17 protein-coding genes are annotated in these 21,474 nt (G+C 57.2%); 4 read left to right on the forward strand and 13 right to left on the reverse strand.

Annotated elements, in window-relative coordinates; translation table 11 throughout:
* Positions 1 to 125: 125 nt before the first annotated feature.
* The 3 genes from pntB to MPRO_RS04745 form a co-directional block, all read right to left on the reverse strand.
* A complete protein-coding gene (gene pntB, locus MPRO_RS04735) occupies positions 126 to 1,532 on the reverse strand; it encodes a Re/Si-specific NAD(P)(+) transhydrogenase subunit beta (RefSeq protein WP_067288030.1) in 1,407 nt (468 codons plus the stop codon).
* Positions 1,533 to 1,542: 10 nt separating this feature from the next.
* On the reverse strand, positions 1,543 to 3,105 hold the full coding sequence (locus tag MPRO_RS04740; protein WP_067288033.1) for a Re/Si-specific NAD(P)(+) transhydrogenase subunit alpha: 1,563 nt from the start codon (positions 3,103 to 3,105) through the stop codon (positions 1,543 to 1,545).
* Positions 3,106 to 3,902: 797 nt separating this feature from the next.
* Positions 3,903 to 4,577, reverse strand: a complete 675-nt coding sequence (locus tag MPRO_RS04745; protein ID WP_067288035.1) for a GntR family transcriptional regulator — start codon at positions 4,575 to 4,577, stop codon at positions 3,903 to 3,905.
* 346 nt (positions 4,578 to 4,923) lie between these two features.
* Between MPRO_RS04745 and MPRO_RS04750 the strand changes: the two genes are divergently transcribed.
* Both MPRO_RS04750 and MPRO_RS04755 read left to right on the forward strand, forming a co-directional pair.
* The gene (locus tag MPRO_RS04750; RefSeq protein WP_067288037.1) at positions 4,924 to 5,772 is read left to right on the forward strand and encodes a hypothetical protein; all 849 of its coding nucleotides are present in this window, start codon (positions 4,924 to 4,926) and stop codon (positions 5,770 to 5,772) included.
* A 6-nt stretch (positions 5,773 to 5,778) separates the two neighbouring features.
* Entirely contained in the window at positions 5,779 to 6,633 is an 855-nt protein-coding gene (locus MPRO_RS04755; RefSeq protein ID WP_067288040.1) for a sugar phosphate isomerase/epimerase family protein, read from the forward strand.
* 104 nt (positions 6,634 to 6,737) lie between these two features.
* Here the strand turns inward: MPRO_RS04755 and MPRO_RS04760 are convergent, their stop codons facing one another.
* From MPRO_RS04760 to proX (MPRO_RS04770), 3 genes are all read right to left on the reverse strand, one after another.
* Complete coding sequence (locus MPRO_RS04760) at positions 6,738 to 8,732, reverse strand: sensor domain-containing diguanylate cyclase (RefSeq protein WP_158651753.1); 1,995 nt, start codon at positions 8,730 to 8,732, stop codon at positions 6,738 to 6,740.
* Positions 8,733 to 8,996: 264 nt separating this feature from the next.
* Positions 8,997 to 10,517, reverse strand: coding sequence for a choline-sulfatase (gene betC / locus MPRO_RS04765; protein WP_067288046.1), 1,521 nt, complete (start codon positions 10,515 to 10,517; stop codon positions 8,997 to 8,999).
* Between the two features lie 129 nt (positions 10,518 to 10,646).
* Positions 10,647 to 11,669 carry a glycine betaine/L-proline ABC transporter substrate-binding protein ProX gene (gene proX / locus MPRO_RS04770; protein WP_216821239.1) on the reverse strand — a complete coding sequence of 341 codons (1,023 nt, stop codon included), beginning with the start codon at positions 11,667 to 11,669 and terminating at the stop codon, positions 10,647 to 10,649.
* Between the two features lie 273 nt (positions 11,670 to 11,942).
* On the opposite strand from proX (MPRO_RS04770), the gene MPRO_RS04775 reads away from it, so the two are divergent.
* On the forward strand, positions 11,943 to 12,872 hold the full coding sequence (locus MPRO_RS04775; RefSeq protein WP_067288049.1) for a LysR substrate-binding domain-containing protein: 930 nt from the start codon (positions 11,943 to 11,945) through the stop codon (positions 12,870 to 12,872).
* Positions 12,873 to 12,899: 27 nt separating this feature from the next.
* On the opposite strand, the gene MPRO_RS04780 is transcribed toward MPRO_RS04775, so the two are convergent.
* Both MPRO_RS04780 and MPRO_RS04785 read right to left on the reverse strand, forming a co-directional pair.
* Positions 12,900 to 13,658 (reverse strand): SDR family NAD(P)-dependent oxidoreductase, encoded by a 759-nt coding sequence (locus tag MPRO_RS04780; RefSeq protein WP_067288051.1) that lies wholly within the window; start codon positions 13,656 to 13,658, stop codon positions 12,900 to 12,902.
* A gap of 22 nt (positions 13,659 to 13,680) precedes the next feature.
* Positions 13,681 to 14,448: an SDR family NAD(P)-dependent oxidoreductase gene (locus tag MPRO_RS04785; protein ID WP_067288054.1), complete on the reverse strand. Its 768-nt coding sequence runs from the start codon at positions 14,446 to 14,448 to the stop codon at positions 13,681 to 13,683.
* Between the two features lie 280 nt (positions 14,449 to 14,728).
* On the opposite strand from MPRO_RS04785, the gene MPRO_RS04790 reads away from it, so the two are divergent.
* On the forward strand, positions 14,729 to 15,682 hold the full coding sequence (locus MPRO_RS04790; protein ID WP_067288055.1) for a LysR substrate-binding domain-containing protein: 954 nt from the start codon (positions 14,729 to 14,731) through the stop codon (positions 15,680 to 15,682).
* A 45-nt stretch (positions 15,683 to 15,727) separates the two neighbouring features.
* On the opposite strand, the gene MPRO_RS04795 is transcribed toward MPRO_RS04790, so the two are convergent.
* The 5 genes from MPRO_RS04795 to MPRO_RS04815 all read right to left on the reverse strand — a co-directional run bounded on the left by MPRO_RS04795 (position 15,728) and on the right by MPRO_RS04815 (position 21,431).
* A complete protein-coding gene (locus MPRO_RS04795; RefSeq protein WP_067288056.1) occupies positions 15,728 to 17,062 on the reverse strand; it encodes an MmgE/PrpD family protein in 1,335 nt (444 codons plus the stop codon).
* A gap of 65 nt (positions 17,063 to 17,127) precedes the next feature.
* On the reverse strand, positions 17,128 to 18,153 hold the full coding sequence (gene proX / locus MPRO_RS04800; protein WP_067288059.1) for a glycine betaine/L-proline ABC transporter substrate-binding protein ProX: 1,026 nt from the start codon (positions 18,151 to 18,153) through the stop codon (positions 17,128 to 17,130).
* A 28-nt stretch (positions 18,154 to 18,181) separates the two neighbouring features.
* The gene (proW, locus tag MPRO_RS04805) at positions 18,182 to 19,144 is read right to left on the reverse strand and encodes a glycine betaine/L-proline ABC transporter permease ProW (protein ID WP_067288061.1); all 963 of its coding nucleotides are present in this window, start codon (positions 19,142 to 19,144) and stop codon (positions 18,182 to 18,184) included.
* 27 nt (positions 19,145 to 19,171) lie between these two features.
* Positions 19,172 to 20,353 carry a glycine betaine/L-proline ABC transporter ATP-binding protein ProV gene (proV, locus tag MPRO_RS04810; RefSeq protein WP_067288064.1) on the reverse strand — a complete coding sequence of 394 codons (1,182 nt, stop codon included), beginning with the start codon at positions 20,351 to 20,353 and terminating at the stop codon, positions 19,172 to 19,174.
* Between the two features lie 184 nt (positions 20,354 to 20,537).
* Positions 20,538 to 21,431: a DMT family transporter gene (locus tag MPRO_RS04815; RefSeq protein WP_067288067.1), complete on the reverse strand. Its 894-nt coding sequence runs from the start codon at positions 21,429 to 21,431 to the stop codon at positions 20,538 to 20,540.
* Between the last annotated feature and the right edge of the window lie 43 nt (positions 21,432 to 21,474).

Below are 21,474 nucleotides of genomic sequence, written 5' to 3' on the forward strand. Positions count from 1 at the left end.
TAGCCTGTGTAAATAGGACCTGACAGGTTATCGCTCCTATTGAGCCGCCCATAAAAAATGCCAGTCGATTGACTGGCATTTTTTTCATCCGGCCCTCCTCCCGAAGGGCGCGCCTTTCGCCGCTTTTAGTGACTCAGGAACTTCAGCACCGCATCGACGCTTTCCTTGGCATCGCCAAACAACATGCGCGTGTTTTCCTTGTAGAACAGCGGGTTATCGACACCGGCGTAGCCGGTACCCATGCTGCGCTTGAGCACGATGGTGGTCTTGCCTTTCCAGGGCTCCAGTACCGGCATGCCGGCGATGGGGCTGTCGGGCACTTCCTGCGCCGCCGGGTTAACGATGTCGTTGGCACCGATAACGATGGACACATCCACCTTGGGGAAGTCGCCGTTGATCTCGTCCATTTCGTAGACGATATCGTAGGGCACCCGCGCTTCTGCCAGCAGTACGTTCATATGGCCCGGCATGCGCCCGGCCACCGGATGAATGCCAAAGCGCACGTTGACGCCCTTGTCACGCAGCTTCTTGGTGATTTCGTAGACGATATGCTGCGCCTGCGCCACCGCCATGCCATAACCCGGCACTATCATGACTTCGCGAGCGTTTTCCAGCAGGTCCGCCGCCTCTTCCGCCTCTATCGATTTGACATCACCAGCCTCCCCGGCAGGGCCTGCTGCCGCGCCGCTCTTGCTGGCGCCTGTGCCAAAACCACCGAGGATGACGTTGACGAACTTGCGGTTCATCGCCTTGCACATGATATAGCTAAGGATGGCGCCGCTGGAGCCTACCAGGGCACCGACCACGATCAGCAGGTCGTTACCGAGCATGAAGCCCATGGCCGCTGCGGCCCAGCCGGAGTAGCTGTTGAGCATCGACACCACCACCGGCATATCGGCACCACCGATGGCCATCACCATGTGCACGCCGAACAGCAGCGCCAGCAGAGTCATCAGGATCAGCCAGACAGTACCGCCGCCCAGGGCGGACTGCTGGACGAAGAGTACGCCAAACCAGATCGACAGCAACAACAGACCCAGGTTGAACAGATGCCGACCCGGCAGCTGCAGCGGTTTGCCGCTGATCTTGGCGCTGAGTTTGAGATAGGCCGCCACCGAACCCGAGAGGGTCACGGCACCGATAAGGATGCCGATATAGGTTTCAACATCGTGAATGGTTTTCTCGACACCGCTGATGTCAGCGCCGTGATCCAGCGCATTGGCAAAACCGACGAACACCGCCGCCAGGCCTACCAGGCTGTGCAGAATAGCCACCAGTTCCGGCATCTGGGTCATCTCGACCTTTTTCGCCAGGTACCAGCCGATACCGCCGCCGGCCAGCATGCCAACAATGAGCGCGAAGCGATTGTCGGTAACCAGACCAAAGATGGTAACGACCAGCGCCAGACCCATGCCCAGCATGCCGTAGAGATTGCCCCGGCGCGCACTTTCCTGATGGCTGAGGCCACCGAGCGCCAGGATGAACAGTGCACTGGCACCGATATAGGACGCTGTGATTACACCTGTACTCATCGTATTGGCCTTATTTCCTGAACATGCGCAGCATGCGCTGAGTCACGGCGAAACCACCGACTATGTTGATGCTGGTGATAAACACTGCCAGCGTAGAAAGCACCACGACCAGCGTACTGTCGCTGGAAATCTGAATCAGTGCCCCGATAACGATGATGCTGCTGATAGCGTTGGTCACACTCATCAGCGGCGTGTGCAGCGAATGGGACACGCCCCAGACCACCATGTAGCCGACAAAACAGGACAGCACAAACACTGTCAGATGACCGATAAAGGCCGGTGGCGCCACGGCACCCAAGCCAAAGAGCACCAGGCCGGCGATGGCCAGCGGTATCAGGAAGGCCAGCGGGTGCGCGGGTTTTGCAGCCGGTTTTTCCATCGCGGCCTTAGCCTTCTCGCCCACATCCGCCTTGGGTGCGGCGGAAATGCGCGGTGCCGGCGGCGGCCAGGTGACATTGCCTTCCTTGACCACTGTGGCACCACGGATGACTTCGTCTTCCATATTGACGACGATTTCGCCGTCCTTTTGCGGACACAGATCGGTCAGCAGGTGACGCAGGTTGGTGGCATAGAGCTGACTTGACTGAGCCGCCAGGCGGCTCGGCAGGTTGGTGTAACCGATCAGAGTCACGCCATGGCGTACCACCACCTCGTTGGCGACGGTCAGCTTGCAGTTGCCACCCGCTTCGGCCGCCAGATCGACAATCACGCTGCCGGGCTTCATGCTGGTGACCATGGCTTCGGTGATCAGCTCGGGCGCAGCACGGCCCGGAATCAGCGCGGTGGTGATAATGATATCCACCTCCTTCGCCTGCTCAGCGAACAGCGCCATCTCGGCCTCGATGAATTCGGCGCTCATGGTCTTGGCGTAACCGCCCTCACCGCTGCCGTCCTCATCCTTGAAGTTCAGCATCAGGAAGTCGGCGTCCATGCTCTCGACCTGTTCCTTAACCTCGGGACGGGTATCGAAGGCACGCACTATGGCGCCCATGCTTTTGGCCGCGCCAATCGCAGCAAGGCCCGCAACACCGGCACCGATCACCAGCACCTTGGCCGGCGGAATCTTGCCGGCGGCGGTGATCTGGCCGGTGAAGAAACGGCCAAAATGCTGCGCCGCTTCCACCACCGCACGGTAACCGGCGATATTGGCCATGGAGCTCAGGGCATCCATTTTCTGGGCGCGGGAAATACGCGGCACCGAATCCATCGCCAGTGCTGTTACGCCGCGTTCAGACAGCGCCTGCAGCAGCTCTGGATTTTGCGCAGGATAGAGGAAGCTGATCAGGGTCTGACCCTTGCGCAGCAGCTCGACGCCATAAAAACCCAGTTCAGGGTGCTGACTGGGCGGACGCACCTTCATAATAATATCGGACGAACGCCAGAGCTCTTTCGGATCTTCGATAATCTCGACGCCGGCTTCGCGATATTTTTCATCGTCGAAATTGGCGGCTTCACCGGCACTGCTTTCAATCGCCAGACTAAAGCCCAGCTTTTGTAATTGACCGGCCACCTCGGGGGTTAGCGCAACCCGCTTTTCCCCGTCATCTATCTCTTTTGGGACACCTATTCGCATCTCGTTTTACACTCCGCAATACCTAGTATTTTTATAAACGGGCGGTGCTGCCCAGGGCCGGGCAGTTCACCTGAAATTCACGCGCAGGCCCCAGACCTGCGGTCTTTGCCGCACAGACAACTGATATCACTCAATTATGCCGTGAATCCGGCGTCTCCATATCACCAATAACGACTCCTGGTTGTCTTTAGGCAAGCTGGCTGGCAGCCTCTAACAAACGAGCCCAAGGCCTAAGTTAGCTTAATGTATGTGTTTCAATTGTTTCAGTCGAGGGGGAATTGTGACTTTTTTAGTCATTTTTTAGGATTAGTTCTTTAGCCATAAAAAATTCTTATAGCTGTAATAATGTTCGCCTTTACCATAATTATATTTCTGAATTTTCCGGATATAACTAATTATATATAACAGATATCTGGCAGCTGTTTATCAATCAGAGCTACTCGGCAACCTATTTAAATTGACCGATTGGTTAACAACGACAATTACTGTTTAATGTTTCTCGCCAATTCAAGCACTAAGCGGGACCGCCCCCTCATGGGCAAGCAACCCCAGGCATCGTAAATACAAAGGCGCCGACAGACCTTCATTGCACTATCCGCCAGCACTCCACTCATATCAACCCGGGTTAATTCATGAAGCAGGGATGCTTCATCATTGGCCTCAGGCCAATGCGAACTCCATCTATTAGCCTCCAAGAAGGCCAGCAAGCCCATACAGTTGCGCCCATTCTTTTTGGCTAAATAGTTCTGGCGTGACGAACAAATAGGGGGGAACCTATTTGCCCACCGGATCAATAGTCAGTCGGCTTTTGTATCCAGAAACAGGGTTTCAACGACGCGGCTATTGGAGTGCTCGATATGCGCACGCAGTAACTCACAGGCCGCCTCTTCATCACGGCGAAAAGCCGCTTCCATGATCAACTCATGTTCATCCACTTCGGTGGAGCCTTCGCGCAAATTGATCAGGGACAAGCGACGAAAGCGTTCGGACTGATCATATAGAGTTGAGATGAAGCGCAGCTGCCACTTGGACGGGCACTGGGCGATCAGCGCCAGGTGAAAACGGCGATTTTCACGAATCAGCTCGCCCGCTCTTTCCTTTAACTGCCCCTGAGCTGCGCGACGTACGCTCAATTCACGGTGTCTCGCACCGGCGATACCCGCTTCCCAGTCAAGGTCGCCATGGCGGATGGACTGGCGAAACGCATCCACTTCCAGCATGACACGCAGGCGCGCCACTTCCAGAAACTCCTCCACCGACACCGGCGCTGCCCAGTAACCACGCTGCCCCTTGCGAACCACCAGCCCCTCAGCCGCCAGGCGCGACAGAGCTTCGCGCACCGGCGCTGCACTGGACTCGTAGCGAGCCGACAGGTGGCTGATGGACAGCTTGCTGGCGGGTTCAATGGAGCCATCCAGAATGTCGTTACGCAGCTGCTGACAGGTACTGCTGTTCTCGTCGTCAGTGTTCATTACTGTACCGCTCCAGGCCTGCGCCGGAGCGCGGCAGCCACTGTTCAAGTTGGGGCCTAAGCTAACAAGAACGGCATTGAAAGCCAATCGCCGCATTCCGATGCAATACGGCAACTGTAGAAAGTAACAGCACATATAAAAATAGATATCATAAATTCATTTAAGTAGTATCTAATAAAATCGAGATGACATTTAATCACGACCTTAAACCAGCCCGGCCCGGGCCTGCTCCGCTAAACAACCGAGCGCCTATACTGAAGTGGCTGCGCCGCCAGAGAGACGCCAGCCCTTCGCCGGACTGAGCCTGCGAAGCAACTATGAATCATCCGAGGGAGACATCCAGCACATGCCGGACACCAGTACCAAGAACGCCACTGACAGCACCGCCGTACGTATTGAGGGGCTGGAGTTTGTAGAGTTCGCCGCGCCCGATCCTGCGCAGCTGGTGCATTTGCTGGAGCAGCTTGGTTTTAGGGCCTGCGCCCGGCACCGCAGCAAGGATGTCACCCTGTACCGCCAGGGAGAGATCAACTTTATCGTCAACGCCACCCCCGGCAGCTTTGCCCAGTCTTATGCACAGCAGCGTGGTGCGTCCATTTGCGCCCTGGCGCTGCGGGTCAACGATGTCAACAGCGCCTACCAGACCCTGCTGGCACGGGGTGCCTGGGAGGCCAGCACCACCGCCGGCGTGATGGAACTGAACATCCCGGCACTGGAGTGCATCGGTGGCAGCCAGATCTACCTGATCGACCGCTACGGCCAGGATCTCAGTATTTACGATATTGATTTCAAGGCTCTGCCGGACAGCAAAGCCCCGGCAGAAATCCTGCAACAGGTGAATGGGCTAACGCTATCGGTCTGTGCCGGGCGCAGCATTGAATGGAGCGATTTCTTTTGTCAGCTGTTCGGATTCAGCGCCACCGTACCTGGCCTTGTAATCAGCCCGGATGGCGCTCTGCAATTGCGGTTTCAGGAACTGGAAGCTGAGCACAGCGACCTTGCCGACGAAGGCTTTGCCAGTATCGAACTCAGCACCCAGGACCTGGCCGGTACAGAGGCTAGCCTGAGCGCTAGCGGGCTGCAACTCAGGCCTGCGGGCCCTGCGAACACTCAAACAGGCAAACAACCCCAGGATTGTTATGCCGTGCAGCACCCGCTGTTTGATTCCAGCGTCCAATTCTTTATCGGCCGGTAAGTATCCATGACTCAAGGCAACAACAGCACAGCACCGCGTTTCTCCATCAGCAGCCTGAGCCTGACCGGCACTCTGGACGCCAAACTCCAGGCCATAACCGCAGCGGGTTTTGATGCCGTCGAGCTGGGAGCTCTGGATTTGTCGGGAGCAAAAGATGGCGTCAGCGGCTCGGTTGAGTGTATCCACAGCAGTGGCCTGCGTATCAGCGCTCTGCAGGAAGTGCGTGACTTCGGCGGCCATTCAGGTCGGATCATGGCCTACAAGATTGAGCTGGCCAAAACCTATCTGCAACTCATGGCACGCCTGGGTTGTCGACTGCTGATCGTTACCCCGGCCACCTCATCCCACGCCTCGGTGGATATTGACCGCATGGCCACAGACCTGCGTACCCTGGCAACACTGGCAACACTGCGCGGCATCCGTATCGGCTTCAAGCCGCTGGCCTGGGCCCATGATGTGCACAACTATCCGCTGGCCTGGGAAATCATCAAGCGCGCGGGCAACACCAACCTCAGTCTGGTGATCGACAGCTTCCACCTGCTGGCCCAGGCCCAGGGTCCGGAGTCCCTGGCCGAGATCCCCGTTGAGCGCATCAGCCTGGTTCAATTGTCCGACTTTGCCATGAGTGCCATTCCTGCACTGGAAGACAAGATCGAGATCGCCCGCCATGCCCGCCTTTATCCTGGCGAAGGCAGCCACGGCCAGAGCATCCGCGAACTAATTCGCTACTGCCAGGGCATCGGCTATCGGGGGGATTATGTGTTCGACGTATTCAATGACAAGTACCTGGCCCAGGCACCCCAGGACGCACTGCAGCACGCCACCCAGTCGCGCCAGTGGCTGCTCGACGGGCTGGACTGACCTCGCTGGGATATAGAAAGCCGCTGCCGAGGCAGCTTGATCGCCTCTCAAATACGTGGGTTTCAGTCACTACCTCACGACAGTATTCTGCGAGCCTATACTCCCTAACCGTTCTGCAGCCGCTCAACATGGGGCTCTGCAAGCTCCGCCGCCATCGCAGCGCAGACCCGGTTGCGGCCGCTGTTTTTCGCTTCGTACAGGGCCGCGTCGGCGCTGGCCAATACGGCCTCCAGCGTATCCATGCCGTCTGTCAGTTGCGAAACACCAAAGCTCGAGGTTACAGCCACAGCTGCGTCAGTTGTCGCCGTAACTTCATCACTAGCTGCCGCATTCTCCTCCAGAGCCACTCGACATTCCTGAACCGCAACACGCAGCCGTTCGGCCAGTATCAAGGCGGACTCCCGTGGCGTCTGCACCAGGATAACGGCGAATTCCTCACCGCCAATCCGCGCCTTGAGGTCAGAATCCCGCAGTACAGTGGTGAGCGTGCGGGCCACAGCCTGGATAACCTTGTCCCCTACCCCGTGGCCGAAGCGGTCATTAACCGTCTTGAAGCGGTCTATATCCAGCATGATCACGCTAAGCGGCTGGCGGTGGCGCAGAGCCCGCCCAATCTCTTCGTTACCGCGTTCAAAAAATGCGCGTCTGTTGAGCAGGCCTGTCAGGGAGTCTTCCCGCGCCATAATCTCGGCCTGGTGCCTTGAGGCTTCAAGCTCCCGTGTCCGCTCCAGCACCTTGGACTCCAGCTCATTTCTCGATCTTAACGAAGCATTCAACTCCCGTTTTTCGGCACTGAGCTTTTCATTGCGCAGAATATTGATCCGATCCGCCAGCGCAAAGGCCAGCAGCACCGTCTGCAAGATCATGCCAAAACGAGTCGCACCAATGGAGAAAGGGTCGGAAGGCATTATGCCCGTGAAGCGAAAAATGGCGCTGATGATCGACAGCGACCAGATACTCCAGGCCAGCGTATAGCCACGGGCAATCTGATGGCCCTGATACCAGAGCCAGGCACCGAGAACGGGAAACAGCCCCAGCACCAGCCCGATAAGCAGTGTCAGGTTGACCGAAGCGCCACTAAAACCGCCAAATAACAGCAGTACGCTGACCCCGGAAAGCACAATCAACCCCAGCAGGATGCGATCACAGCGCGGTGCCCTAAGCCGGGTATCCAGAAAGCTGCGGCTGAACTGCACCGCCAGCATATAAAACAGAATCACCGCAATATTGGGGATGATGCCAGAGAGCCACGGGCTGAAATGCCACAAATAACGATATCCCAGACCACTCATGGCGAGATACAACAGGGTGGCCGCCGAAGCGTAAAGCAGATACCAGAAGAATGGCGCCTCGCGTACAGACAGCATCAGGAAAAAATTATAAAGGATGACCAGCAGGATGGCGCCGAGGAAGACGCCAAGCAATAAAGCCTTGGTATGCTGCTGCCGCGCATAGTCCGCCGCCGTAGAGGCCTCCTGATAAATATTGATAATGCCGGCCGACTCGTAGGCAAAACGCAGATAGATCTCACTGCTTGAGCCCGGTGCCGTCAGATAGGAAAAGTGGAATGTTTCACTGGGCAATGCAGCCGTATCATGGGGCCGGTGATCACCGGATAGCTGCCGACCGACAGTGCCGTCGGCACGTATTTCGTAACTGTCGATATAGTCCAGAGTGTTGTGGGGAATATCCTGCATCCAGGCAACAGCCTCGCTCCCAGGGTTTTGCACCTCCAACCGCACCCACCAGGCGGATGACGATACTCCGAAAGCGGTCTTGGCCACTGCCAGCGGGGCAAACTGCTGGTTCCATGGATCGCTGCGAACATCCTCAAGTGTGAGCCTGCCATCCGGGTCTTCCAGCACCGACAAATAGGGCGCTAGCTGCACTGCCTGCATGACCGGCTGCAGCACCAGCACGGCACCAGACTCAGCGCCCAATCCCACCCCAGGAAAAGCACCCAATAGCAGCATGACCAGTGAACAAAGCCAACCCCGGGCAGCGACAACCACGGTGGACGGTTCAGAACGCCACCCACCGCACTGCGCTGCCGAAGCACGGCGTTGGCCGCACAGCATCACGTCAGTTTCACTCTGCAACTCATGCCTAACCGAATGTTTATACACCAATACATCAGCATCCATATCAACGCGCTGGGGTCGATTCTTCGCCAATATAGCATTGTTATATAACAAACCGGCAAGCCGGATGGCCGCAGACTCAGCCAACAAAAGATGACTTTTAGATGTTTATTTACGCCGCAAGCCACCTGCCTTTATTTGCTAAGTGGAAAGTGCGCCTGGAAAGTTCAGCCGCCCTGTATTCATCCCCCCGTTACTGGAGGCCACCGCTGCGTAGCTCTCTCAAACTCCTTGATAGGCCAGATAGGCATTGGACTCGGCATCGGCACACCAGTCTCCGCCGCGGACAAACTGCTTGCTGGCATCCTGACGTGGCTCATAATCCCAGGATTTTTGCGCACCCTTTTTCAGGGCACCATGAATCAAACGACGCGCATTCTGATCCTTGATGATATCCCCTCTGAGCGTTTCCAAATCCCATTCAGCCTGTGCGATTAGCAGCAGGCTCTGCAGGCAATCGGCATGATCTGCGCGGGTGGCAAGGTTGTTCTGCTCCAGCGGATCTTCATCCAGGTTGAACAGCAGAGGTTCGGCATCTGCGCTAAGCAATAACTTGTAAGGGTCACGGATAAGTGCGACCTGCGGTGTATTTGTCCCTTCAGCGAGGTACTCCGCACGCGGCAACGGTGCCGTCTGCGGGGTTCTGTTGTGCAGATAGGGCAGCAGGCTGGTGCCATCCAGCTGCAAACCAGAGCAATCACTCACACCGGCCATTTCCAGCAGGGTTGGGAACAGGTCCAGATGAGACACACTGTTGTTCACCCGAGCAGGCTGACCTGCAGAGGGCATTCGAATAACCAGAGGCACACGCAAAGACCATTCGTAGAACGACTTTTTGTACCACATGCCCCTTTCACCCATCATGTCACCATGGTCAGAGGTGAAGATCACGATGGTATTTTCCCACTGCCCCGTTTTCTTCAGGGTATCCACCAGCTGACCCACCTTGTGATCGATGTAGCTGATCGACGCATAGTAGCCGTGCCGGGCGCTCAACGTTTCCTGCTCGGTCGGCAGCCGGCGATCCATGCCATAGTGGAAATACAGATCCTGACTGTGCTTGTCACGGTCCTCAAAGGCGACAAAGGGGGCAGCCGGTGCGTCGATCTCCTTGTCGTCGTACAGGTCCCAGAACTCAGGTGTTGGCGTATAGGGATCGTGGGGGTGGGTAAAGGAAACCGTCAGGAAGAACGGCCGCTTGTCCTTGCTCCGCGCCAGATCATAAATTTTCTGATTAGCCTTATAAGCCACGAGTTCATCGAAATCCAGCTGCATAGTGCGAGCCGCTGGCGCCGCCGAGGTCACATTGCCCATGTCCTGAAAGGCCAGCTTCGTATCCTGCTGCTGCCAGTTTGGGATCCAGCTAAAGTCGGCCGGATAGATTTCCGTTGTCAGTCGCTCCTCGTAACCATGTAGCTGGTCCGCCCCCACAAAGTGCATCTTGCCCACCAGACTGGTCTGATAGCCGGCGTCCCGCAGCCCATGCACAAATGTCGGGATGGAAGACTTGAATTCGGCCGCGTTGTCGTAGGCACCTATCTTTGAACACAACTGCCCTGCCAGCATGGCATAACGTGCCGGCGCGCACAGCGGAAAGTTACAATAGGCCCGGTTAAATACCGTTCCCTCGCTTGCCAGTGCTGTGATATTCGGCGCTTTGACGACATCATGACCATAAATAGGTAACGCGGGGGCTGCGACCTGATCGGCCATGATAAAAATAATATTTGGCTGAGTGCCCATAACTGCTTCATCCCGTGGGTTTCACATAACTTATTTCAAACAATTTCGCAGACGGGGCTGAAGCTGTATTTTCCGGCACGCTGCACCAGCAGCGAGTACTCAGCCCCGAATTGCTTTGCCTGAAACTGATTACTTAGCGGTGCTTGCGTTGCGGGCTTCTGCCAGCCAGCGGTCAAAATCAGTTTGATTCGCCTTAATCCAGCTTTCTGCATGGCGGATAATATCCTTCGGCTTGTCTTCGCCCGCTTCAATCAGTGCATTCTCGGCATTCACATCTTTTATATCGATCGAGACATTTTCAAAAAATGATCTGGCAGCCGGGTTTTCTGACAGAAAAGCCTTGTTCGACATGATCTGAACGGTATTGGGTTCGAAGCCAAGCTCCAGCCCCTGGGTTGCGCCTTTTTCGGGATCTCGAATATTTAACCAGGTCACGTCTTTTTCCGGCACCAGGATGTTGCTGACCCACATCGGAGTCCAGGTGTAGTAAAGAACGGGATTACCTTTGCCATAGTGCGCAATCGTATCTGCAATCAGGGCACCATAAACCCCCTGTCGGTGCGTGACCGTCTCGCGCAACCCAAGACGGTCCAGGTGCTCTTCGATGACGTTTTCACAGCCCCAGCCCGGGTTGCAGCCGGTCAGGTCGGCCTTGCCATCACCATCAATATCGAACAGCTGCGCTACCTTGGGGTCCTTGAGCTGTGCCAGGTCCGTGATGGCATGGGCATCCGCCGTTTTCTTGTCAATCAGTATGCCCTGCAAGGCATCCTTGACCAGCGCCCCTACGCGCGTATTCACCTCATCCCCGCCGGAACGCTCGTAATAATCTTCGTGCAGTGGATTCCAGTGTACCGCCATGTAATCCGCATCTTCCTGCCCAACCGAGAGGTGGGCGATCGTGGGATCCGCTTCCAGTGCCTTATTGACCTTGTAGCCCAGCTGCTCCAACCCAAGGCGCACAACTTCTGTCTGGAACTGAGTGTTAATGTTGCCAAAATCTATCGGTCGCACAGTGACGCCCGCCCCAGGTTCCTGCAAGGCAGTGTCACTCAATGCCTGATGCGTCACAGACAGTGAAAGCAGCGCTGTGCCGCAGACAAGCCCCATGCGTTTGAAACTGTCGGTATTACCCATTCCGGGAAAAAACATGCTGGATCACCTCTGCCATTCTTGTTGGTCAGCCCGTTATTCGAGCCCTGCGTGCTTACCGGCCAGCCCTTCGTTCAAAGGCGTCAGCGCGTGCAGTCCTGGCGCAGTGGCCAGGGCAAACATCCGGCTCACCCAAACAGTACTGCACCCAGGGCAAGTCGTTCAAACGACAAAATAGCCACTTGATTAACTTAAAGTTAAGCAAGATTCCGCCAAACCCACTAAAATTCGGCGCAAGTGTTACTGCCTGCACAACCCAGCCAAGGTGAATCCATGCGCAAGAAGGCGTTACCCTCATTTAGTGCGCTGATCGCATTCGAGTCTGCGGCACAGCATCAAAGCTTCAAACAGGCAGCGGCTGACCTTTGCATCAGCCAGGCAGCGGTCAGTCGACAGATTCGTCTGCTGGAGGAACACCTGGGAGCGGAGCTGTTTGAACGCAGCCATCGGGCTGTGCGCCTGAGTGAAGACGGCAGGTTTTTCCTGGAAGCCGTGACTCTCGGCCTCAACCATATAGAAGCCGCCTCACGCCAGCTGCGTGACAGGCACGAAGCGTCCAGCGTCCGGATAGGGCTGATGAGTTCACTGGCGGGCCTGTTTCTGGCCCCAAGGCTTGGTGAATTCAGGAAAAAGTATCCGGATATCGATGTCTACATCATCAGTACGGAGTCGAACCCCGATCCCCGGCGGGAGCGCTACGACATCATGGTCAGCATGGGCGAACCCTCATCCAGTGCCTATGATGCCTACTGCCTTTTTAATGAAGTAGTCTTCCCGGTCTGCAGCCCGAATTACCTCAAGGCCAATCCCGAAATCCGCACCTTTTCAGATCTGGCCAGGCAGACACTGCTCAACACCGACACCGAGCACTGGACCGGTATCCCCTGGCCCCGCATCGACTGGCCGTCCATGTTCGCGCACTACGAAACAGAGGTCGAGCCCATTGAGGGACTGCGCTACAGCAATTACCAGATGATGCTCAATACCGTGCTGAGCGGCCACGGTATCTGCCTGGGATGGAAACACCTGGTGACGGACCTGTTAAACAGCGGCAACCTTGTCAGGCCGGTCAGGGAAGCCTACGAAACGGACAGAAAGCACTACCTGCTGATCAAAAAATCCATCGCCAGTCGCAAGAATGTAATTATTTTCAGGGAATGGTTTTTAGATCAGATAGCGCAAATGAACAGCCAGGATTATTAACCCGGCTGCCACTGTCTCAGGGTGAAATCAGAACGGCAACGGCAGTTTGGCCGTACGCCCTCCGTCGATCACAATAATCTGGCCGGTGATGAACGCCGCCCCATCAGCGCACAGAAACACAACGGCATCACCGATGTCCTGCGGCTCGCCGGTGCGACCAACAGGATGCAACGCCAGCAAATCCTGCCGGGCGCGGGCCGGGTTCGCCTGGGCATCGATATAGGCATTGCTCAGGTCCGAGTTAATCCAGCCCGGGGCAATGGCATTGCAGCGGATGCCGTCCCGGCCAAGATCGACGGCCAGGGCGCGGGTAAAGCCGTGGACACCGGCCTTGGAGCCGCAATAAGCCGCATGCCAGGGATTGGCACCAATGCCCTCAATCGAACCGATATTGACGATACTGCCACCGCCACGACGGCGCATCTGTGGCAGCAAGGCCTTGGCCAGGAATACAGGCGCACGCATATTGACGACCATCATCCGGTCCCAGTCCTCTTCGCACATGTCATCGATCGACTGCTCGAACATGAAACCGGCATTGTTGACCAGAATATCAGCCCCGCCAAAATACTCCTGCGCTGCCTGGGCGATCGCACAGGGCGCCTCTTTCTGGCTCAGGTCCGCTTCCACCCAGGCAAGATTGGCACACCCGTTCAGGCTTTCGTCCAGTGGCTGGCGCTGGGCCACCAGTACCCTGGCTCCGGCGGCCAGCAGTTTTTCGGTGATTCCACGGCCAATACCGCGACCGCCGCCGGTAACAACGGCGACTTTGTTTGCAAGATTCATAGGCAACTCCTCACAACGTTTTTTAACCTGAGACGGGCTTGGCACCGGTTACGTCAACGCATTCACCGGCGATATAGCGTGCCTCGTTCGAGGCCAGGAAAGCGATTACGTCAGCGATGTCCTCGGGCTCCGCGATCCGCCCCAGCGGCACTGTTTTGTTCAGTTCTTCCACTGCCTTGTCCGGATCCAGACCGCGGCGTTCGAAACCGCTGCGAATCATCGGTGTATTGATCTCATGGGGGCAGACCGCATTAACACGGATACCCAGCGGTGCGCAGTCACGCCCCAGGTTGCGGGTCAGTGCCGCCACGGCGCCCTTGCTGGTGCAGTACGCCACATGGCCAGGCCCAGGCTGAGTCCCCCAGACCGAGGACGTGTTAACGATGGCACCGCCACCCCGTTTTTTCATATGGGGAATGGCTGCGCGGCACAGAAAAAAGACTGCATTGAGATTCACCCCCATAGCGGTAAACCACATTTCGTCGGTGGTTTCCTCAATGGTGCCCCGGGGGATAATGCCCGCGTTATTGAGAAGAATATCCAGGGCACCGAAACGCTCGACACAGTGTGCAATCGCCGCCTCACAATATTCCTTTTGCCGCAGGTCACCGGCCAGGTAGTCCGCCTCGGCACCGAGCGCCCGGGCCTCTTCGGCAGCAAAACGGCAGCCGTCTTCGATCATGTCCACGATCATGATGCGGGTGCCTTCGCGGGCAAACAGCCTCACCAGCGCCTGCCCCACGCCGCCGGCACCGCCGGTGATAACGACAACCTTGTTTTCAAATCGCATGACTTCTGTTCCTCGATATGGATGCGTTGCGAGGCTCATAATCAACAATCAGGATGCAGCTGACAAACGACATTAAAGCCGTATTCGGATAACTTTTTATTAACTGAAATTATCACTCGGGTGCCATGCGAGTGCAGCCATCAACTTCTTATAAAACAGTATATTAAGCGCCTTGATATCATGAAAATAACTATGAATGGCATTCAAAGCATCATTATATGGCACTATCAATTGCGATTTGGTTAACTGGAAAACGTGATCGGTCTACTCAGGTTTACCCATGAGCAACTTGAAACAACTACTCCCGCCCTTAAATGCCCTGCGTACCTTCGAAGCGGCTGCCCGCCATGAAAGCTTCAAGGCCGCCGCCGAAGAGCTCTGCGTCACCCAGGCGGCCATCAGTCGCCAGATTCAGACTCTGGAAGCGTTTTATCGCCTCAAACTTTTTATCCGCAGCAATCGCAAGGTGGAGCTCAGCTCCGAAGGGCGAGGCTTGTACCTGGCGGCATCCGCCGCGTTAGAGCACATAGCCGCAGCCTCACGTGACCTGTTGCAACGCAAGCACCCGGGCCATATATCACTCACAACAACAACATCTTTCTCCCAGCTCTGGCTGCTGCCCAGGCTGAAACAACTGCGCACTCATCACCCAGAGCTGCAGTTGCAACTGATCAGTGGTGAGGGTAATCCTGGCTATAACGAAGGTTTCGATGCTGCTGTGACGCTGGGTATGCAGGAGCATCCGCTTTATGTTGCCGAGTACCTTTTTTCGGAGGAAGTGTTCCCCGTCTGTACCCCTGATTTTGCGAGGCAGAATCCGCAGATCACAGCCCTGGACGGGCTTCTGCAGGTACCGCTGCTAAACCTGAGTGCCGATCACTGGAAAGCCAGGCTTTGGGCACCACTGGACTGGGCATTCTGGTTGAAACAGTTTGAGATGGCTGTGGACTTGAACCAATCAGGGATGAGCTTCAGCCACTTCCTGATGCTGCTGGACGCGGTACAGGAGGACATAGGCGTGGGCCTGGCCTGGCGTCACCTGGTACAACGACAGCTCGAAGAGGGAAAGCTGGTACGCCCCGTCAGTGAGACGTACCTGGCCGATGATCGAAAACACTACTTTGTCTGTCGACGGGATCGAATTGACTCTCCCGGGATGCAGACACTCAGACGCTGGCTGTTAGAGCAGACCGCGTCCCTGCGCGAGCCTGCATCGCCAGACCCGGGCCTCTAATTGCCACACACAGCAAGGGCCATTTGCTGGCCCCCACTGACCCTCTTAAGCGCGAAGCACCTGCTCCAGCAGCTCGCTGCAATCGGGCGCCTGCTCCAGGGTAACGACGGCCGCGATAATGGCTTCGATACGCTCTGGGACCAGGTTCACCGATGCAAGCAAGCGGAACTTGTCACGAAATTCGGCCTGGGTCATGGCAGTGGCGGGGTCACCCTTGGCGGCGGTCACCGGGCTCTGCAACACCTGACCATCCTTCAGGCTGATGCGCACGCGGGACAGTATCTCCTCTGGAAAGCGTGCCGACAGATCATCAGCTTCGACGATGTCGATCAGCCTGCTCACGGCCAGAATGTCCTCGGCCTGGATGGCATCCCCGGTGACTTCATTGGGACCCACCTGGCCACGGCTGATCAATGCCGCCAGCGGGAACGCCAGGCCGTATTGAGCCTCGTCGGCATTGGCCGGAAAGTACCCCTGCAGCCGCATGGATTCATGGAAAGTCTCGACCCGAACACGCTCGATGCTTGTGCCCCTGATATCCCCGTGCTCGGCCATCAGTGCCGTAACAGCTGTCAGCGCCGGCTGCGCCCAGCGACACACAGGCCAGGGTTTAAAGTACTGGGCATCGATCTCCCAACGCAGGCCCAGGTCCTGCCAGCAGTGCTTGACCCCTTCGGCCTCGACCGTGGCCGCAGGAGCCCCGGTAATACCCGCCTGGGCCATAAAGAGCGCATTCAAACCGGCGTAGGCACCGGCGCCATGGGCGTCCCGCAGCATGGTCGGAAAGTCCACCAGGCGCATCATCGGACAACGCGGACCGAAATACTCGGCAATGCCCAGGGCATGCAGAAAGGTTTCCTCATCCAGGCCCAGCAGGCGGGCACCGCCACACACCACACCCAGCCCTGAAAAAGCACCTGATGCGTGGTACTCGGGCGCCGTATCCATCAGTGCGACACCGGCACGCAGCGCGGTTTCGTAGCCAACGGTAAGTGCGGCCATAAACTCGGCACCGCTGATGTCGCGCCCCTGCGCCCGGCAGGCATCCACCAGCGCCAGCAATGCCGGCACGACCGTGGCGCCGGCATGGCCCTTGGAGGTGAAATGGCCTTCATGGGCATCGAGACTGTCGATACAAAAACCGCCCGCCCAGGCGGCCCCCAGCGGGTGTACCGCCTGGCCATCGAACAGCAGGCGGCTGCGCAGGCGGCCAGGCAGGTAGTGCTCGATGGCATAGCTCCTGATACTCGTACTGGTGTGGTTGTGCCGCGCACCTGCCGCCACGCCGAGTATATCAAGCAGTGCGGTACTCATCAGGTAGCGGGTATGGGCGGGAACCTCGGCAAAGCTCAAATCCTGAACAAATCGATACAAAGACATGGTGCAATCTCAGCCTGAAGACAAAAAAAGGGGCCCTAAGGCCCCCAGTAAGACCTGCCTGGAGCTCAGTTGGACGCGGTACGTGCCTTGGTCAGCCAGATGTCAAACTGATCGCGGTGGGCGGCAATCCACTCCTGGGCGTGACGCTTGATGTCTTCAACGGACTTTTCACCGTCCTGCATCTTCAGGTTCTGGGCGCTCTCGTCGGCGGTGGAAATCTGCACCTGGGACAGGAAGGACCTGGCCGCCGGATGCTCTTCGGCAAACTCGCGTCCCATCACGGCCATGACCTTGTCGACGGCAAAGCCGAGGTTTTTGCCTTCGTAGGAGGTGTTGATGTCGTTATTGCCATCGGGCAAATCGGTGTAGGGCACTTCCAGCCAGACCACGTCTTCACCTTCCACCAGTACACCGGCGATCCACTGCGGCACCCAGGTGAAATACAGCACCGGTTTGCCTTCCTTGTAGCGGGCGATGGTATCGGCCATCAGCGCGAAGTAGGAGCCGCGGTTATGGGTCACGGTGTCTTCCAGACCGTAGGCCTGCATATGGTGGTCGATAATCAGCTCGCAGCCCCACCCCGGGTTGCAACCGGTGAGATCGGCCTTGCCATCGTCGTTGGAATCGAACAGCTTGGCGATCTCGGGCTTTTTCAGGTCGGCCAGTGACTTGATGTCGTACTGTTCAGCGGTTTTCTTGTCGATCAGGTAACCCTGCAAGACGCCCGGAATAATACTGCCGGTCTTGATCATGGTCTCGTCGCCACCGGCCTTCTGATAGAAGGTATCGTGCAGCTTGTCCCACAGATGCACGCTGAAGTCGGCATCGCCGTAAGACAGCGCCATCATCATGGTGGCATATTCGGTTTCCTTGGGTTCTTCAACGTCGTAACCCAGTTCCTTCAGGCCGGCGATGGCCACCTCACCGCGAAAACGCTCTTCGGCGATACTCGGGAAAATCGGCGTTACCGACTCACCCTTGCCGGGCAGCTCGCTCGCCAGGGCTGCACCGCTGAGCAGCAGGGTACCGAGGGAAACAGCCGCGGTGATGGCCCGGGTGCGGCTAATAAAGGTATCGAGTTGGGTGCGCATGGGCGTACTCCTGCTTGTGTTTATTGATTTAAGAATGGGTTCGTACTGTTGTGTTGCGGGTACCGCGAACGCTGCGAAACAGGCGCACACAGATGCCGACGGGACCGCTTTCGTACCAGCGCAGGGTGTTGCTGACATCGGAGCGCTCACCGATGGCCTGGGTCAGGCGGTCGAGGAAGATGGCCAGCAAGACCAGGCCTACACCACCCACAGTGGCAAGCCCCATGTCCAGGCGGCCGATACCACGCAGCACCATCTGGCCGAGCCCGCCCACGGCGATCATGGAGGCGATCACCACCATGGACAGGGACAGCATCAGTGTCTGGTTCAGGCCCGCCATGATCGTCGGCATGGCCAGCGGCAGCTGTACCTTGAACAGCATCTGCCGAGGCGTGCAGCCAAAGGCGCGACCGGCTTCTACCTTGTCGTCCGGCACCTGGCGGATACCGAGGTTCGTCAGGCGCACCAGCGGCGGCAGCGCAAAGATAATGGTCACCAGCACACCCGGCACGTTACCGATACCAAACAGCATCACCACCGGTACCAGATAAACGAAGGCCGGCAGTGTCTGCATGGCATCCAGCGCGGGGCGCACGAAGCGCTCGGCACGGTCACTGCGGGCACAGAGAATGCCCAGCGGCACACCGAACAGGGCGCAGAAAAATACCGAAGTCAGTACCAGCGACAGAGTCGTCATGGACTCGGACCAGACCCCGATCAGGCCCAGGAAAAACAGCGTAATGGCACAGAACACACCCATGCGCTTGCCCGCCAGCTGCCAGCCCAGCAGGCTGCCGAGCAAAATGCCGATCAGCGGCGGCGGTGACTGCAGGGTAAATTCGATGCCGTTCAGCACCTGGTCTATGGGCCAGCGAATGGCACGAAAAAATCCGCGGAAGTTCTGTACCAGATAGTTAAGTATGGATTCGACCCACTCTCCCAGGGGAAGGTGGAGATACTGAAACGGATCAAGCAAGCTGAATTCAGACATCTGACGTCCTCTTGAAAACTGGCGGTTTTATTGATGGCTCAGCGTCTGCAGCAGCAGGCTTTTCGAGATGGTGCCCAGGAAGGCACCCTGACTGTCCAGTACCGGTAGCGGGTAAGCCGTGTCTGCCACCAGCGTCATCACCTCGTGCAGCGGCGCATCGCTGCGGATGCTCAGCGGCTGAGCCACTTTCAGCGCATCCAGCGTGGCCATGTCTGGCGCTTGTCCTGCGAAATCGCCACCGCTGACGATGCCCTGCAGCTGTTCCTGCTCATCAAGCAGATAGCGGAACTGGATATCGGCGGAGCTATCCAGCAGGCTGACGCTGCCGTTCAGCTTGATCAGGCTGCGCGGGTCTTTCTGAGCGATATCGCCGGCCTTGAGGATCTTGGAGATATCCACACCCTTGAAAAAGGTTTCGACGTAGTCATCGGCAGGGTTGCGCAGAATCTCCTGCGGGGTGCCGATCTGCACGATGCGCCCACCTTCCATGATGGCGATGCGGTCACCGATGCGTATGGCTTCATCCAGATCGTGGGAGATAAAGATGATGGTGCGTTCCTGCTCCTTCTGAAGCCGGATCAGCTCCCCCTGCATCTCGTAACGGATCAAGGGATCCAGCGCCGAGAAGGCTTCGTCCATCAGCAGAATGGTGGGGTCATTGGTCAGTGCCCGGGCCAGGCCCACGCGCTGCTGCATACCGCCGGACAACTGATGCGGGAAGCTGGCACCGTGTTCACCCAAGCCCACCTGGGACAGCGCATCCTGCGCACGGCTGTGGCGCTCTACTTCAGGTACACCGGAGATTTCCAGACCGAAAGCGGCATTTTCCAGCACGCTCATATGGGGCATAAGCGCGAAGGATTGAAACACCATGCTCATGTCCTTGCGCCTGACATCCAGCAGGTCCTTGTCAGCCAGGCGGGTAATATCTCGGCCGTTCAGCGTGATACTGCCAGCAGTGGGTTCGATCAGACGGTTAAGCAGTCGCACCAGAGTGGATTTGCCGGAACCCGATAACCCCATGATGACAAAAATCTCGCCTTTTCTAACCGAGAAGCTGGCATCGAAAACACCAATAACCTGACCGGTCTTTTCGAATATCTCGTTTTTGTCCGCGCCTTCATCCAGCATTTTCATGGCGGTGTCGGGTTCAGCCCCGAATACCTTGTAAACATTCTTAATGCTGAGAATTTCATCTGTCTTAGTCATGTATCCCTCGTTTCACTTTTTATTCCGCAGGGTTCATGGCAAAAAAATACAACCAACAAAACTTTTGTCGAGCTTTGTTACTTGCAATAAACCAGTACGTTTTTGTTATTTGCTACACAATAATTTATGGAGTTACGGGCCTAGCGTCCAACGACATTTGTGGCGTTTAAATCATAACCTCGCGTTATGGTGATAGTCGGGTGCCACGGCTGCGTGACAGCAGCACGGCCGCAATCACCACCATGGCACCGCCGGCGAGCAGTGATGGGGACATTTCCTCGCCAACCAGCAGAATCGCAATGCATACCGCCACTATGGGCTCCAGCGTCGATAACGTCGATGCATCCGAGGCGCCAATGCGCGGCGACCCACTGACAAAGGTTGCTATCGGCAGGATAGTCGCAAACAGGGCCAGCCCCAGGCAGGCCGACCAGCCCAGCGGCGTCTGTGGCCAGCTGCCGCCTTTGAGCCACCAGGCACAACCAAAAGTCAGGGCACCGCCGAGCAAAATCACCGTCGCCGAAACCAGCGGATTTTGCGGCGGCACCCGCGCGGTGCCGTAAATGATGGCGGCACCATAACTCAGCGCTGCAAAGAGCGCCCAGGCGACACCGACAATATCCCCCTGTATGTGCAGCCCGGTTGCCACCACTACGCCACCACAGGCCAGCAACAGACTCAGCAGGCGGCCAGGGCTCGCTGTTTCACTCTGGAACAGGATCGCATAGAGCGTGACAAAGGCCGGGAAGGAAAACATCAGAATCACCGCCAGGCTGATCGATGTACTGCGGCTGGCGCTGTAATACCCCAGCGCCGACGCCGCGTAACCGATGCCAATCAGCAGTGTCGGCCCCAGCAGGCGGACCGAAGGCAGGCGCACACGCTTTACCCTCAACCAGAGCAGCATCATGCCGGCAGCCAGGCTAAAACGGATCAGTAATAGCCCAACCGGATCAGCGCCAGCGGCATAGGCAAAGTGAGCAAAGAAAGGCTGCAGGCCGTAACAAAAGGCGGCCAATAGCACCAGCGTGAAGCCACGAACGTACTCCCGCGGGTAATTGGGTTCAAAAGTTTGCATGCATTCAGTCCCGCAGGCGGCACAGGAATTGCGCCCACGCCAG

Source organism: Marinobacterium profundum (genome assembly GCF_001528745.1).
GTDB lineage: Bacteria > Pseudomonadota > Gammaproteobacteria > Pseudomonadales > Balneatricaceae > Marinobacterium_A > Marinobacterium_A profundum.

Excerpts from the sequence above, each read along its gene's own strand:
- pntB (WP_067288030.1), bottom strand. The coding sequence starts at position 1,532 with ATGAGTACAGGTGTAATCACAGCGTCCTATATCGGTGCCAGTGCACTG.
- MPRO_RS04740 (WP_067288033.1), bottom strand. The coding sequence starts at position 3,105 with ATGCGAATAGGTGTCCCAAAAGAGATAGATGACGGGGAAAAGCGGGTT.
- MPRO_RS04745 (WP_067288035.1), bottom strand. The coding sequence starts at position 4,577 with ATGAACACTGACGACGAGAACAGCAGTACCTGTCAGCAGCTGCGTAAC.
- MPRO_RS04750 (WP_067288037.1), top strand. The coding sequence starts at position 4,924 with ATGCCGGACACCAGTACCAAGAACGCCACTGACAGCACCGCCGTACGT.
- MPRO_RS04755 (WP_067288040.1), top strand. The coding sequence starts at position 5,779 with ATGACTCAAGGCAACAACAGCACAGCACCGCGTTTCTCCATCAGCAGC.
- betC (WP_067288046.1), bottom strand. The coding sequence starts at position 10,517 with ATGGGCACTCAGCCAAATATTATTTTTATCATGGCCGATCAGGTCGCA.
- proX (WP_216821239.1), bottom strand. The coding sequence starts at position 11,669 with ATGTTTTTTCCCGGAATGGGTAATACCGACAGTTTCAAACGCATGGGG.
- MPRO_RS04775 (WP_067288049.1), top strand. The coding sequence starts at position 11,943 with ATGCGCAAGAAGGCGTTACCCTCATTTAGTGCGCTGATCGCATTCGAG.
- MPRO_RS04780 (WP_067288051.1), bottom strand. The coding sequence starts at position 13,658 with ATGAATCTTGCAAACAAAGTCGCCGTTGTTACCGGCGGCGGTCGCGGT.
- MPRO_RS04785 (WP_067288054.1), bottom strand. The coding sequence starts at position 14,448 with ATGCGATTTGAAAACAAGGTTGTCGTTATCACCGGCGGTGCCGGCGGC.
- MPRO_RS04790 (WP_067288055.1), top strand. The coding sequence starts at position 14,729 with ATGAGCAACTTGAAACAACTACTCCCGCCCTTAAATGCCCTGCGTACC.
- MPRO_RS04795 (WP_067288056.1), bottom strand. The coding sequence starts at position 17,062 with ATGTCTTTGTATCGATTTGTTCAGGATTTGAGCTTTGCCGAGGTTCCC.
- proX (WP_067288059.1), bottom strand. The coding sequence starts at position 18,153 with ATGCGCACCCAACTCGATACCTTTATTAGCCGCACCCGGGCCATCACC.
- proW (WP_067288061.1), bottom strand. The coding sequence starts at position 19,144 with ATGTCTGAATTCAGCTTGCTTGATCCGTTTCAGTATCTCCACCTTCCC.
- proV (WP_067288064.1), bottom strand. The coding sequence starts at position 20,353 with ATGACTAAGACAGATGAAATTCTCAGCATTAAGAATGTTTACAAGGTA.
- MPRO_RS04815 (WP_067288067.1), bottom strand. The coding sequence starts at position 21,431 with ATGCAAACTTTTGAACCCAATTACCCGCGGGAGTACGTTCGTGGCTTC.